The following is a 14,153-nucleotide window of genomic DNA, read 5'->3' on the forward strand; positions in this document are numbered from 1 at the left end:
ACTACTGAACCACCTATTTGGTCAGTCGTCCAGCATTGCGCGTCAGCTTTCGACCGCCTTCAGTGTCAGGCAGCCGACCAGGTCGTCGATCACCACGAGGATCGTCTCGTCGTTGCCGTCGGCCAGCCAGCGCAGCACCGCGCCGTGGAACACCGAGACGAGGTAGCCCGCCACCGAGTCGACCGGCTCCAGCCACTGCGTGCCGGACAGGCGCGCGCACATCCCGAGGAAGTCGGCGGCCTCGTCGTCCATCTCGCGGAACATCGCGACGGCGGTCGGGTCGCCGATGGTGTCACCGGTGGGCGCCCACCGCAGACGCAAGGTCTGCAACGCGGCTTCATAGGCGGCGATTCGCCGGGCAGGCGCGGCCTTCACCAACGGCCAGTAGGTGCTGAGCCCGGCATGTAAGAACACCCGCAGCGCCCGAACGCCGGTAGCGTCCGAACTGGCGGCGGCTTGTTCGACGGCATCACATACGGCGGGCCGTAGCGAAATTTCAGTTAGTTCACGGCTGGCGCTCAACGACGACTCCTCGGCAACAAATATCGCTGCCCGCGGCGATGCGAGCTTGGTGGTCACCGAGCTCGATCTTAGAAGGTTTTCAGGATTCACGAACTGGTTCAGCCATCCTTTTCAGACTGAAAGATTGTTTTGTTATCCGAATGCGACCTTTTGTAAAACCGACCATACGGCCTCAATTTGTCGCATTCCTGGATATCCGACACCCCCGCGCCGGAATCCGCGCACCTGGTCGATTGTACAAGTAGGCCCTGGTCAGCTCCGTGGGTGTGAGCGACGACGCTCCGGAGGTGTGTGCGACGGCACAGTGGCACCCACCGGAACGGACGCAACACATCCGGTGACCGATCCGCGAACTCGGCGCGGCGGCGACGGAGTCGCCGATAACCTGGTCAGGTGACCCTTTCGCCTCCTGCCGACCAGTTCGCTCTCAGCGGCACCTTCAATTTCCGCGATGTGGGCGGCCTTCGTACCGCCGACGGCACCACCGTTCGCCCCGGCGTCCTGCTGCGGTCGGCCCAGCTGAGCGGTCTCGACGACAAGGGGCACGACACCCTGCGTGAATTGCGGGTCACCGATGTGCACGATCTGCGCGGCATCGTGGAGATCGACCACATCGGCCACGACACCCTGCCCGGCGACGTACGGCTGCACGTGACGCCGTTCGATTCGCGGATGGAAGAGGCGCCGCCGCACGAGGCGAAGACCATCTCGGCGTTCGCGCACATGATCGAGGTCTACCGCGCCTTCCCGACGCTGCCCGAGGCGCACACCGCGATCGCCGAGCTGGCCGGCTCGGTCGTGCGTGGCGACGGCGCGGTGCTGGTGCACTGCGCGGCGGGCAAAGACCGCACCGGCTGGGCCGTGGCCACGCTGCTACGCGCGGTCGGCGTCACCGAGGAGGACGTGTACACCGACTTCCTGGCCAGCAACGCGGCGGTCGAACCGCTGCGCAGGCTGCTGGAGCCGAAGATCGGCAACGGCGACGCGCTCTCCGACGACCTGCTCGGCGTCCGCGAGGAATACCTGCGCACCGCCGACGCCAGCGTCCGCGAGACCCACGGCGACATCGAGACCTACCTCACCACGGTCGGCCTCACCGGCGACCTCCGCGATGCCCTGCGGACGCGCCTGCTCTGACCCGCCCGGATCAGAGCCCGCTGACGCGACGGCTCGGGTCCACCCGAACCAGTCCGTCGGCATCGATGCTCACGAAATCGCCCGTGTGGAACCAGCTTCCGCTGAATCGGGCGGCCGAGGCGTCGGGGTTGTTCCAGTAGCGGCGGCTGACATTCGGTCCGCGACACAGCAATTCGCCGTGGCCGGCGCCTGCCTGCGGGCCGGCCAGGGCCAATTCGGTGCCACCGAAGGCGAATCCGAGGGCCGATCCGGCGTCGACACGCTCGGTGTCGTCGACCACGAGGCCGATTCCGCTGGTCTCGGTGGCCCCCCAGACCGACCACTGCTTGGCCGCGGGGAACAGCCCGCGCAACGCGGCGGTGAGGGTGGCGGGGGCCGCCGCGGCGGCGCGTTCGGAGCGGTGACAGGCCTTGCTGATCCGGCGTACACCGGCGCCGGCACGGCGGGCGACGAGTTCGGGTACCAGCCCGGCGAGGATCCGCGGCGTCCCCGAGACGGTGTCGATCCGCTCCCGCACCAGCACGTCGGCGAGACTGCGCGCACCCGGCGCCAGCACGACCGTGCCACCCACCGCGAAGGTGGGCAGCAGCTGATCCACGCACCCGCTGGCATGGGCGAGCGGCAGCAACACCAGATTGCGCAACCCGTCGGCGGGCAGCCCGAGCGCGCCGACCACCGACGACACCGCCGACAGCAGGTTCTCGTTGGACAGCTCCACACCCGCGGGCATGGACCGACGGGTGCCGGTGTAGCAGAGCAGCGCTGGATCATCCAGGGCCGCACCGTCATCGATGTAGGCGGTGCTGTCGGGCAGCGGGCCGTTGGGGCCGAGGACGAAATCGGCTCTGCTGTCGGCGATCACGCGGTCGGCGATCGCGGCGGGCAGGGCGTCGGGCACCAGCACCGGCACCGCACCCGAGAGCAACGCGCCGAGAAACGCCTGCACCCAGCGCGCGCTGGTCGGCATGTGCACCGCGACCCGATCGCCGTAGCCGATGCCGTGACCCTGCAGGCCGCCCGCGATCCGCGAGGCGCTGTGCCAGAGTTCGCGGTAGGTCAGCCGCGGCCCGCCGACCTCGACGACCGCCTCCCGATTCGTGAACGAGTGCACGCGCAGGTCCAGCAGTTCGGTGAGGGCCGGGCTGAGGTCGCCGTAGCGCAGCACGCCGTCGGAGCCCCGCCGCAGCTGCGTTGCCGCACTGGTGGCGGGGAACGCGAAGACGGCCGCGCCCGGTTCGTGCTCGCCATGACCCATCCGGACCTCCGTACGTCGATACAGCCGCACCTGTGACTATATGACGTGGATCACATCGCTGTCAGGCAGTCGGCGCGCTCATTCGCCGCGATAGGTCGCCTTACCCGGTCCGATATCGAGAAAGCTGCGGACCGCGCCGCGCAGGTCCGCGGTGGCGAACAGCTCGCCCGAGACCTCCGGCGTCACCGAATCAGCGTGTGCCACACCGCCGGAACGCCACGCCTCGATGATCTGCTTGGTCGCCGCGTGCGCGCGTGTCGGGCCGTCGGCGAGACGGGTGACCAGCGCGCGAGCCTCGGTCTCCAGGTCCTCGTGGACCGCGTTGACCACGCCCCACTCGGCCATCGTCGCGGCAGGGTAGAGGTCGCCGGTCATCACGAACTCGCGGGCGCGGCCCGAACCCGCCCGCTCGGCGAGCCGCTGCGGCCCGCCCATCGACGGCGTGAGCCCCACCACGGTCTCCACCAGCCCGAACTTCGCCTTCGGCGCGGCCAGGATGATGTCGCAGGCCAGCGAGATCTCGAAGGCGGCGGTCAGGGTCAGCCCGTGCGCGGCGAACACCACCGGACACGGCAGCGCTTCCAGGGGGTGGATGATCTGCTCGAACAGCTCACGCCACAGCTGCGCGCCCTCCTCGACGGTTCGGCCGTCGAAGATGTTCACGTCGACTCCGCCCGAGACGACCTTTCCCTCGGCCCTGATCAGCAATGCCCGCGGCGGCAGCCGGCGCACCGCGGCGATATCGGCGATCAGCGACGCGATGAGTGTGCGATCGAACAGGTTCAGCGGCGGGTGGTCGAGGGTGATCGTCGCGAACTCGGCACCGGCTTCGGTGAAATCGCGGATGAGTCGGGTTGGCTGGTTTTCACTCATCGGGTCAGCGTAGAACCCGGGCCCGCGGCCGACAGCGTTAGTCGGACCGGCCGACCGGAATCGGTCGCGCACGTCACGGAACCGCGGGATGTCGGTGGTCGTTGGCATGATGAGCTCTGGGGCGCGCAAGTGCCCTACAGTTCGACTCGTTGGGGCGAAGAGGAGGACGACGCCGTGTTCAAGAACGCGATCGAAAAAGCCGTGGTCGATGTGCTCGACACCGGATCGAAGCTGCAGGCGCCGGCCGTACGCCGCTATGTCGAGTTCCTGCGTGAGCGTCATCCCGGGGAGAGTCCGGCCCAGATCGTGACACGGCTCGAAAAGCAGTATCTGCTCGCCGTCACCGGCAGTGGCGCCGCGGTCGGCGCCACCGCGGCGGTGCCCGGGGTCGGCACGATCGCCGCGCTCGGGGCCGTGAGCGCCGAGACCGTGTTCTTCATGGAGGCGTCGGCGCTGTTCACCCTGGCCCAGGCCGCGGTGCACGGCATCGAGCCCGAGAACAAGGAAGCCCGGCGCGCGCTGGTGCTCGCGGTCGTGCTCGGTGACGCCGGAATGGCGATCGTGCAGAAGGGGCTGAGCACCCAGTCGAAGAACTGGGCGGGCGCGTTGGCAGGCAAGGTTCCCGGCCTCGGCGGGATCAACAGCAAACTGCTGCAACAGTTCATGAAGCGCTTCATCACCAAGCGCGCCGCGCTGATGGCGGGCAAAGTGCTGCCCGCCGGCATCGGCGCCGCCATCGGTGGCGCGGGCAACCGGGCGCTGGGCAAGGTCACCATCGAGAACGCGCACAAGGCTTTCGGCCCCGCGCCGGCGATGTGGCCCACTCCGCTGCACAACGTGATCGACGCCGATCCGCTGCCCGCGATCGGCACCGGCAAGGTGAACAAGAAGTGAGCAGGAGCCGCGGCGGTGACGCTGTGCTGGTGCGTGGCGTCGGCAAACAATTCGGTCCGGTGAGCGCGGTCCACGAGATCGACTTCACCGTCCCGGCGGGGTCGGTCACCGCGCTCGTCGGTCCCGCGGGAGCAGGCAAGTCGACGGTGCTGCGGATGGTGCTGGGACTCCAGCAGCCGACCACCGGCGATATCGAGGGCCCCGGCCACGGTCCCGCCGCGGTCGGGGCGGTACTGAGCCCCCGTGGGCTGCATCCGGCACGCACCGTGCGCGAGCAGCTGCGGTGCTACGCGCCGGTCGCGGGCGCGTCCCGTCGCCGGGTCGCGGCGGTGCTCGACGAGACCGGGCTCACCGCCGTCGCCGAAACCGTGGTGGCGCAGCTGCATCCGGGTCAGCAGACGCGTCTGGCCCTGGCCATGGCGTTGCTGGCCGATCCCCCGCTGCTGGTGCTCGACGATCTGTTCGCGGGTGCGAACGGCATCGAACGCGGCTGGCTGCACGAGCTGCTGCGCCGCCAGGTGAACCGCGGCGGCACCGTGCTGGTGAGTTCGGACGCACTGGCCGATGTGGTGGCGAGCGCCGATCAACTCGTGGTGCTCAGCGAGGGCACTGTCGTCTGGCAGGGCGCACCGGCCAAGCTGCGCCGCGGCCATCCCGACCGGCTCGTCGTCGCCGCGTCCCCGTCCATCGCACTGGCGACCGCGCTGGCGGGACGGGGCTTCACCGACGCGGTGATGCGCCCCGACGGCCGGCTGGCCGTCGCCGAGGCGGACGAGGCCACCATCCGTGCCGTCGCGGAGCTCGCGCAGGTCCGGATCGGCAGCATCGTGGCCGACCCCATCCACCCCGACCGGGTGCTCGCCTCGCTCACCAAGCCACGCCGTCACCGGCACACCGTGCCCACACCGAATCCCGCCGCGTACGCCCCGGCGCCGACCTCGTATGGGATGCCCCGATGACCACCTCCGTGCTGCCCGCCGATCTCGTTCCCGGTATCGATACCGAGGCGCGCAAGATCGTCGCGCTGCGGCAGACCCGGCTACTGCTGGCCGCGCCGATCGCGCTGGCACTGGTCGGGACGCTGATCACCGCGATCATGTCCGGGCCTGCCGATCCGAAGGGTCAGCCTGCGACCGGCGCCGCCACGGTCGGGCTCTACCTCGGGATGATCGCGGTCTTCGTGGTCGCCGCACTGCTCGGCATCGCCGCCACCGGAGGTGAGTACCGGCACAAGACCATGGCGCTGAGCGTGCTGTTCGCGCCCGATCGCGACCGGTTGGCCATCGTGAAATACCTCGCCACCGCCGCGTTCGCCTTCGCTGTCGCGCTGGCTGCCGAGCTGGTGAGCTTCCTGGTGCTGCTCGTCGCGGCGCGCGGAAAATTCGCACTCGGCTGGCAGCTGATCGAGGTGCTCGCCGCCGGTCTGCTGGTCGCCATGTGCTGGGCGGTGCTCGGCGCCGGAATCGGGCTGCTGCTGCGCACCTTCAGCGGCGCGGTGTGGCTGGTGCTCGGCTGGGCGTTCGCGCTCGAACCGCTGATCTGGGTGGTGGCCAAGGGTTTCGGCGCGGGCGGATTCGCCGCGCTGCTGCCCGTCTCGGCCACCGTGGCCGGAGTGAGCGCGGGCTCGTTCGACGAGGCCGAGGTCTTCGCACCGACACCGGCGGCCCTGGTGGTCCTGCTGCTGTGGACCGCAGCGGTCGGCGCCGCGGGGTGGTGGGACCTGCGCAACCGAGACCTGTAGTGCCCGCGACCGCGGGTTCGTCGGGCTGGATCCGCAGGCTCTGGCGGCTGTGCCTGGAACATCCGCGGCTGCTGGCGGGCATCGTGGTCTCGGTGCTGGCGGGTGCGGCCGTCGCGATCGCCGCACCGCTGGCCACCAAACGCGCGGTCGACGCCGCGCAGGTGGGCGACACCGCGGTGATCGGCAGCGCCGCCGCTGTGCTCGCCGGGCTGGCCGTGACCCGGTTCGTCGTCACGTTCGCGCGCAGGCTCTGGGCGGGCAAACTGTCGCTGGAAGCGCAACACAGCCTGCGGATTTCGCTGCTCGCCGCCCTCCAGCGGCTCGACGGCGCGGGTCAGGACGCGATCCGCACCGGACAGGTGGTGTCGCGCTCCATCACCGATCTGCAACTGGTGCAGGGACTGCTGGCGATGGTGCCGTGGTCGGGACTGGCCGTGTTGCAGTTCGTGCTGTCGGCGGTGGTGATGGTGTGGCTGAGTCCGCCGCTGGCGCTGGCCGCGCTGCTGGTCGCGCCCGCGATGGCATTGATCGTGTTGCGGATGCGGCCCCGGCTCTACGCGGCGACCTGGTCGGCCCAGCAGCGCGCGGCCGACCTCGCCGAACACGTCGAACAGACGGTGACCGGAGTCCGGGTGGTGAAGGGATTCGGGCAGGAATCCCGGATGGTCGACATCCTCGAAGACCACGGCCGGCTGCTGTTCGCCGAGCGGATGCGCGCCGCGCGGATCAATGCCAGGTTCGCGCCGGTGGTGTCGGCGCTGCCCCAGGCCGGGCTGGTCGCGGTGATCATCGTGGGTGGGGTGCTCGCCGCGCACGGCGCGATCGGCATCGGCACCTTCCTCGCGTTCACCGCCTACCTCGCCACCATGACGTCCTCGGCCCGCACGATCACCTCGGTGGTGATCATGGCTCAGCTCACCAAGGCCGCCGTCGATCGGGTCTTCGGGGTGATCGACGCGGCGCCGATACTCGTCGATCCAGCGGACCCCACCGAGCTGCCGCCGGGACCACTCGGGATCGAATTCGATGCTGTCGGTTTCGGTTTCGAACCGGATCAACCGGTGTTGCAGGAACTCGATCTCACCGTGCGCCCGAGCGAGACGGTGGCGGTGATCGGCCCGGCGGGCTCGGGCAAGTCCACGCTCTCTCTGCTGCTCCCCCGCTTCTACGCACCCGATACGGGCCGGATCAACCTCGTCGGCGCCGACGGTACCCGCGTCGACCTGGCCGACCTGCGCGCCGACGAGCTGCGCGGCGCGGTCGGTGTCGTCTTCGACGATCCGTTCCTGTTCTCCGACACCATCGCCGCCAACATCGCGCTCGGCAGGCCCGACGCCACCGACGCGGAGATCGCGGCGGCCGCGAGGGCCGCCGCCGCGGACGAGTTCATCGCCGCACTGCCGGAGGGCTACGACACCGTCATCGGCGAACGCGGGCTGACGCTCTCGGGCGGTCAACGCCAGCGCATCGCCCTGGCCAGGGTGCTGCTCACCCGTCCCCGCGTGCTGGTGCTCGACGACGCCACCTCCGCGGTGGACGCCGTCACCGAAGCCGAGATCTTCCGTCGCCTGCCCGATCCGGGCGGGCGGACCACGTTGATCCTGGCGCACCGCGAATCGACGCTGGCCCAGGCCGACCGTGTCATCCGGTTGCCCGCACCCACCGGTTCGGTGGTGCCGACGGCCGCCGACCCGACCACCCCGCGCGACGACGCGGGCAGACCCCGATCCATGGCGTCGGCGTCGACCGACCTCAGCGAAACGCCGGAGCTGCGCGCCGCGGTCGACGCACTGCCACCGGCCACCGAAGACCCCGCCCTGCCCGGCGACCTGCGCGCACCCCAACCCGACTTCGGCCTGCGCGCACTGCTGCGCCCGGTCCGCGGCCTGGTGTGTGTGGTCGTCCTGTTGCTCGTCGTCGACGCGCGGGTCGGGATCGCCTTCCCGCCGCTGGTCCGCTATGCCATCGACACCGGTGTCACCGCCGGCGACGACACCGCGCTGCTCGTCTCGGCGGTGATCGGGATCGGTCTGGTACTGGTCGGTCTGGTGGTCGGCGCCGTGGTCACCGTCCTCACCGCGCGCACGGGCGAGCGCGTGCTGTTCGGTCTGCGGGTGCGTAGTTACGCCCAGTTGCAGCGGCTCGGCCTGGACTTCTACGAGCGTGAACTGTCCGGCCGCATCATGACCAGGATGACCACCGACGTCGACGCGCTGTCGACGTTCCTGCAGACCGGGGTCGCCACCGGGCTGGTCGCGCTGATCACTCTGATCGGCGTCGCCCTCGGGCTGTTCCTCATCGATGCGGGGCTGGCCGTGGTGGTGCTGATCGCCGTCGCGCCGATGCTGCTGGCCACCCTCGCCTTCCGGCGGGTGTCCTCGGTCGCCTACACCGTCTCGCGCGAACGGGTCTCGGTGGTCAACGCCGGATTCCAGGAGAACATCGCGGGCCTGCGCGCCGTGCAGGCCGCCCGCTACGAGCCTGCCGCCGCGCGGCGTTTCGCCGAATACTCCCACCGCTATCGCGATGCCAGGATCCGCGCCCAGCGCGCGATCGCGGCCTACTTCTCCTTCGGTCTTGCCTGGGCCGACGTGGCCTTGGCCGTGGTGGTCTACCTGGGCGCCAACGCCGTCGCCGACGGACGCACGTCCACCGGAACGCTGGTCGCGTTCGTGCTCTACCTCGGTCTGCTGTTCAGTCCCATCCAGGATCTGTCCCAGGTCTTCGACGGCTACCAGCAGGCCAGGGTCGGACTCCGGCGCATCGGCGACCTGCTGCGCACCACATCGTCGATCGCCGCCGACCCACCCGACGCGATATCTGTCGATCGCCTGCGCGGTGAGATCAGCTTCGACGACGTTCACTTCCGCTACCCGAATGCGAGCGCCCCCGCCCTCGACGGCGTCACCTTCACCGTTGCGCCCGGCGCGACGCTGGCACTGGTGGGCCCGACCGGCGCGGGCAAGTCGACGATCGTGAAGCTGCTGGCCCGTCTCTACGACCTCCCGCCCGACCCGGCGGCGGGCGCGATCCGGGTCGACGGTGTGGATCTGCGTAAATATGTCCTCACCGAGTACCGGACGCGGCTGGGAATTGTGCCCCAGGAAGTTCACTTGTTCACCGGCGACGTGGCGAGCAACATTGCATTCGGGCAAACATTTGCCACATCGGTGGACATCGCGATCGCGGCCGACACCGTCGGTGCGTCGGAAATGATCAATGGTTTACCTCGAAAAATGCATCATCCGGTCGGTGAACGCGGCCGCGGGCTGTCCGCCGGACAGCGCCAGCTGATCGCCTTGGCCAGGGCCGAACTGGTCGATCCCGACCTGCTGCTCCTCGATGAGGCCACCTCCACCCTCGATCCGGAAACCGAGGCATCGGTGCTGGTAGCGAGCCGATCGCTGACACGGGGGCGGACCACCGTGGTGGTCGCGCATCGACTCGCGACCGCGGCGCGCGCCGATCTGGTCGCGGTGGTCGAACACGGCCGTATCGTGGAATTCGGCGCACCGTCAGACCTACTCGCCAGTAACGGCCGGTACTCCCGACTCTGGGCGGCGGGGCTGGAGGCAGAGGGCATAGTGTCGACCCAAGACCGGTAGCGACGCCTGTCAACCGCTGGGCATATGCTCGGTGAGGGCGCATCGGCAGCCATCCGCTGATTCCCCTGCCGGGCACGTCACAAACGTCGCAGCGCGAAGAACGAAATGAGGCGAACACCAGCTGTGAGCAGCTCAACTTCCCAGTTCGGACAGAACCAGTGGCTAGTCGACGAGATGTATCAGAAGTTCAAACAGGACCCGTCCTCGGTCGACGCGAGTTGGCACGAGTTTCTCGCGGATTACACGCCGGAAGCCACCGAATCCGCTAACAGCCAGGCACCGGTCGCCTCCTCCGCTCCCTCAGCAGCCGCAGCCCCCAAGGCGGCTGCTGCGCAGACCCCGGCTCCCAAAGCCGTGGTAGCGACGGCAGCGCCCAAGCCCGCCGCGGCTCCAGCCGCCGCTCCGGCTCCGGCACCGGCCGCCGCTCCGGCTCCGGCCGCCAAGACGGTGCGCGCACCGCAGACCACACCTGCACCGGTGTCGAACGCACCGGCCACCACCGCGCCCAAGGCTGCCGCCGCCGGTCCGGAGAACAAGGTGCTGCGCGGCCCCGCCGCCGCGATCGCCAAGAACATGTCGGCCTCGCTGACGATCCCCACCGCGACGTCGGTGCGCGCGATCCCGGCCAAGCTGATGATCGACAACCGCCTGGTGATCAACAACCACCTCGCCCGCACCCGCGGCGGCAAGATCTCGTTCACCCACCTGCTGGGTTACGCGATCGTGCAGGCGATCAAGACGTTCCCGAACCTGAACCGCCACTTCGCCGAGATCGACGGCAAGCCGAACTCGGTCACCCCGGCCCACACCAACCTGGGCCTGGCGATCGACCTCCAGGGCAAGGACGGCAACCGATCGCTGGCCGTGGCCGCCATCAAGGAAACCGAAGACATGAGCTTCGGTCAGTTCCACGCGGCCTACGAGGACGTCGTGCGCCGGGCACGCGAGGGCAAGCTCGGTAACGACGACTTCTCCGGCGTCACCATCTCGCTGACCAACCCCGGCACCATCGGCACCGTGCACTCGGTGCCGCGCCTCATGCCGGGCCAGGGCGCGATCATCGGCGCCGGTGCGATGGAGTACCCCGCCGAGTTCCAGGGCATGAGCGACGAGCGGATCGCCGATATCGGCGTCGGCAAGCTGATGACGCTGACCTCGACCTACGACCACCGCATCATCCAGGGTGCCGAGTCGGGCGATTTCCTGCGCACCATCCACAACCTGCTGATCTCCGACGAGTTCTACGACGAGATCTTCCACGGCCTGGGCGTGCCGTACGAGCCGATCCGCTGGCGCAAGGACATCAGCGCGCGCGGGGTCGACAAGAGCGCGCGGGTGCTCGAGATGATCGCGGCCTACCGCAACCGCGGTCACCTGATGGCCGACACCGATCCGCTGCGCCTGGTCAAGGACAAGTTCCGCAGCCACCCCGACCTCGATGTCACCGAGCACGGCCTCACCCTGTGGGACCTGGACCGCACCTTCGACGTGGGCGGTTTCCACGGCCAGGAGCGGATGAAGCTGCGCGATGTGCTGTCGATCCTGCGTGACGCGTACTGCCGCCACGTCGGTGTGGAATACACCCATATCCTCGAGACCGATCAGCTCAAGTGGATGCAGGAGCGGGTCGAGCAGAAGCACGTCAAACCGACTGTCGCGCAGCAGAAGTACATCCTGAACCGGCTCAACGCCGCGGAGGCGTTCGAGACCTTCCTGCAGACCAAGTACGTCGGCCAGAAGCGTTTCTCGCTCGAAGGCGCCGAGGCTGTCATCCCGATGATGGACGCCACCATCGACCAGTGCGCCGAGTACGGCATGGACGAGGTCATCATCGGCATGCCGCACCGCGGTCGCCTCAACGTGCTGGCCAACATCGTCGGCAAGCCGTACTCGAAGATCTTCACCGAGTTCGAGGGCAACATGAACCCGGCGGCCACCCACGGCTCCGGCGACGTGAAGTACCACCTCGGTGCGCACGGCCAGTACCTGCAGATGTTCGGCGACAACGAGATCGAGGTCTCGCTCACCGCGAACCCCTCGCACCTGGAGGCGGTCGACCCCGTCCTCGAGGGCCTCGTGCGCGCCAAGCAGGACCTGCTCGACAAGGGCGACGGCCCCGACGGCTTCTCGGTGATGCCGCTGATGCTGCACGGCGATGCCGCGTTCGCCGGTCAGGGCGTGGTGGCCGAGACGCTGAACCTGTCGGGTCTGCGTGGTTACCGCGTGGGCGGCACCATCCACATCGTGGTGAACAACCAGATCGGCTTCACCACGGCGCCGGAGAACAGCCGCTCCACCGAGTACTCCACCGACATCGCGAAGTTCATCGGCGCGCCGATCTTCCACGTCAACGGTGACGACCCGGAGGCCTGCGACTGGGTCGCGCGCCTCGCGGTCGACTTCCGGCAGAAGTTCCGCAAGGACGTCGTCATCGACCTCGTCTGCTACCGCCGTCGCGGGCACAACGAGGGTGACGATCCCTCGATGACTCAGCCGGAGATGTACGACATCATCGACACCAAGCGTTCGGTGCGTAAGGCGTACACCGAATCGCTGATCGGCCGTGGCGACATCTCCATGAAAGAGGCCGAGGACGCGCTGCGCGACTACCAGGGTCAGCTGGAGCGTGTGTTCAACGAGGTCCGCGAGCTGGAGAAGTACGTTCCGGAGCCGTCGGAGTCCGTCGAGGACGACCAGAAGGTGCCCGCCACCGTGGTCACCGCGGTCGACAAGTCGGTGCTGCAGCGCATCGGTGACGCGTTCCTGAACACTCCCGACGGTTTCAACGTGCACCCGCGCGTGAAGCCGGTGCTGGAGAAGCGTCGCGAGATGGCCTACGAGGGCAAGGTCGACTGGGCCTTCGCCGAGCTGCTCGCCTTCGGTTCGCTGATCGACCAGGGCCACGATGTGCGCCTGACCGGCCAGGATTCGCGGCGCGGTACGTTCACCCAGCGTCACTCGGTGATCATCGACCGGATCAATGCCGTCGAGTACACCCCGCTGCACAACATCGGCTCGGAGAAGCCGGGTTGGTTCGCGGTGCACGACTCGGCGCTGAGCGAGTACGCCGCCGTCGGTTTCGAATACGGCTACTCCCTGGGCAACCCCAACGCACTGGTGTTGTGGGAGGCGCAGTTCGGTGACTTCGTCAACGGCGCGCAGTCGATCATCGACGAGTTCATCTCCTCCGGTGAGGCCAAGTGGGGCCAGCTCTCCGACGTGGTGCTGCTGCTGCCGCACGGTCACGAGGGTCAGGGTCCCGACCACACCTCCGGTCGTATCGAGCGGTTCCTGCAGCTGTGCGCTGAAGGCTCGATGACCGTGGCGGTGCCGTCCACCCCGGCGAACTACTTCCACCTGCTGCGCAGGCACGCGCTCGACGGGATCCGTCGTCCGCTGATCGTCTTCACGCCGAAGTCGATGCTGCGCAACAAGGCCGTGGTGTCCGACGTCAAGGACTTCACCGAGTCGAAGTTCCGTTCGGTGTTCGACGAGCCCACCTACGAACAGGGCATCGGCGACACCGCCAAGGTCAAGCGCATCCTGCTGACCTCGGGCAAGCTCTACTACGAGCTGGCCGCGGAGAAGGCCAAGCACAAGCGCGAAGACGTGGCGATCGTCCGGATCGAACAGCTCTACCCGATCCCGACGTACCGCCTCAACGAGGCGCTGGCCAAGTACCCGAACGCGACCGACATCGCCTGGGTCCAGGAAGAGCCGGCCAACCAGGGCGCATGGCCCTTCTTCGGCCTCAACCTCCCCGAGGTGCTGCCCGAGCGCCTGGGCCGTCTGCGCCGCATCTCGCGTCGCGCCATGTCGGCCCCGTCCTCGGGTTCGTCGAAGGTGCACGCCGTGGAGCAGGCCGAGATCATCGGCGAGGCTTTCGAGCCGACCACGTAAGTTCTTCTCGCACAATGGCCTGCGCCGGGTGGATCATCGCGATCCGCCCGGCGTTCGCCGTTTCCGGACACTGTGGCGAGACATCGGTCACAGAGTTCTCTTATCCGGGTGGCAACGGTGCCACAGTGTGCCCCGGTAATGTCCGGCGCGAACTACCCCAAGGGGCCCGCCCTGATCTGGACTGAGTGGAGGGTGCGACGAAGGAGTGCCCGGAGGGAGGGAAGAT

9 protein-coding genes are annotated in these 14,153 nt (G+C 68.6%); 6 read left to right on the plus strand and 3 right to left on the minus strand.

Going from position 1 to position 14,153, the window contains the following annotated elements:
• Positions 1 to 42: 42 nt before the first annotated feature.
• Positions 43 to 612, minus strand: coding sequence for a TetR family transcriptional regulator (locus tag ACWGCN_RS19495; RefSeq protein WP_378638373.1), 570 nt, complete (start codon positions 610 to 612; stop codon positions 43 to 45).
• A 303-nt stretch (positions 613 to 915) separates the two neighbouring features.
• On the opposite strand from ACWGCN_RS19495, the gene ACWGCN_RS19500 reads away from it, so the two are divergent.
• A complete protein-coding gene (locus tag ACWGCN_RS19500; protein WP_452457693.1) occupies positions 916 to 1,659 on the plus strand; it encodes a tyrosine-protein phosphatase in 744 nt (247 codons plus the stop codon).
• A 10-nt stretch (positions 1,660 to 1,669) separates the two neighbouring features.
• On the opposite strand, the gene ACWGCN_RS19505 is transcribed toward ACWGCN_RS19500, so the two are convergent.
• Both ACWGCN_RS19505 and ACWGCN_RS19510 read right to left on the minus strand, forming a co-directional pair.
• Complete coding sequence (locus tag ACWGCN_RS19505; RefSeq protein WP_452457692.1) at positions 1,670 to 2,914, minus strand: class I adenylate-forming enzyme family protein; 1,245 nt, start codon at positions 2,912 to 2,914, stop codon at positions 1,670 to 1,672.
• Positions 2,915 to 2,992: 78 nt separating this feature from the next.
• A complete protein-coding gene (locus ACWGCN_RS19510; RefSeq protein ID WP_378993443.1) occupies positions 2,993 to 3,787 on the minus strand; it encodes an enoyl-CoA hydratase/isomerase family protein in 795 nt (264 codons plus the stop codon).
• 174 nt (positions 3,788 to 3,961) lie between these two features.
• On the opposite strand from ACWGCN_RS19510, the gene ACWGCN_RS19515 reads away from it, so the two are divergent.
• The 5 genes from ACWGCN_RS19515 (at position 3,962) to ACWGCN_RS19535 (ending at position 13,927) form a co-directional block, all read left to right on the plus strand.
• Positions 3,962 to 4,681, plus strand: coding sequence for a hypothetical protein (locus tag ACWGCN_RS19515; RefSeq protein WP_378993442.1), 720 nt, complete (start codon positions 3,962 to 3,964; stop codon positions 4,679 to 4,681).
• The gene (locus ACWGCN_RS19520; protein ID WP_378993441.1) at positions 4,678 to 5,640 is read left to right on the plus strand and encodes an ATP-binding cassette domain-containing protein; all 963 of its coding nucleotides are present in this window, start codon (positions 4,678 to 4,680) and stop codon (positions 5,638 to 5,640) included. The genes ACWGCN_RS19515 and ACWGCN_RS19520 overlap by 4 nt, the downstream gene beginning before the upstream one ends.
• Positions 5,637 to 6,422 (plus strand): ABC transporter permease, encoded by a 786-nt coding sequence (locus tag ACWGCN_RS19525; RefSeq protein ID WP_378993440.1) that lies wholly within the window; start codon positions 5,637 to 5,639, stop codon positions 6,420 to 6,422. The genes ACWGCN_RS19520 and ACWGCN_RS19525 overlap by 4 nt, the downstream gene beginning before the upstream one ends.
• The gene (locus tag ACWGCN_RS19530) at positions 6,422 to 10,027 is read left to right on the plus strand and encodes an ABC transporter ATP-binding protein (protein ID WP_452457691.1); all 3,606 of its coding nucleotides are present in this window, start codon (positions 6,422 to 6,424) and stop codon (positions 10,025 to 10,027) included. The genes ACWGCN_RS19525 and ACWGCN_RS19530 overlap by 1 nt, the downstream gene beginning before the upstream one ends.
• A 105-nt stretch (positions 10,028 to 10,132) precedes the next feature.
• Positions 10,133 to 13,927 carry a multifunctional oxoglutarate decarboxylase/oxoglutarate dehydrogenase thiamine pyrophosphate-binding subunit/dihydrolipoyllysine-residue succinyltransferase subunit gene (locus ACWGCN_RS19535; protein WP_452457690.1) on the plus strand — a complete coding sequence of 1,265 codons (3,795 nt, stop codon included), beginning with the start codon at positions 10,133 to 10,135 and terminating at the stop codon, positions 13,925 to 13,927.
• The last annotated feature ends 226 nt before the right edge of the window (positions 13,928 to 14,153 follow it).

This window comes from Nocardia sp. NPDC055050 (assembly GCF_053608345.1).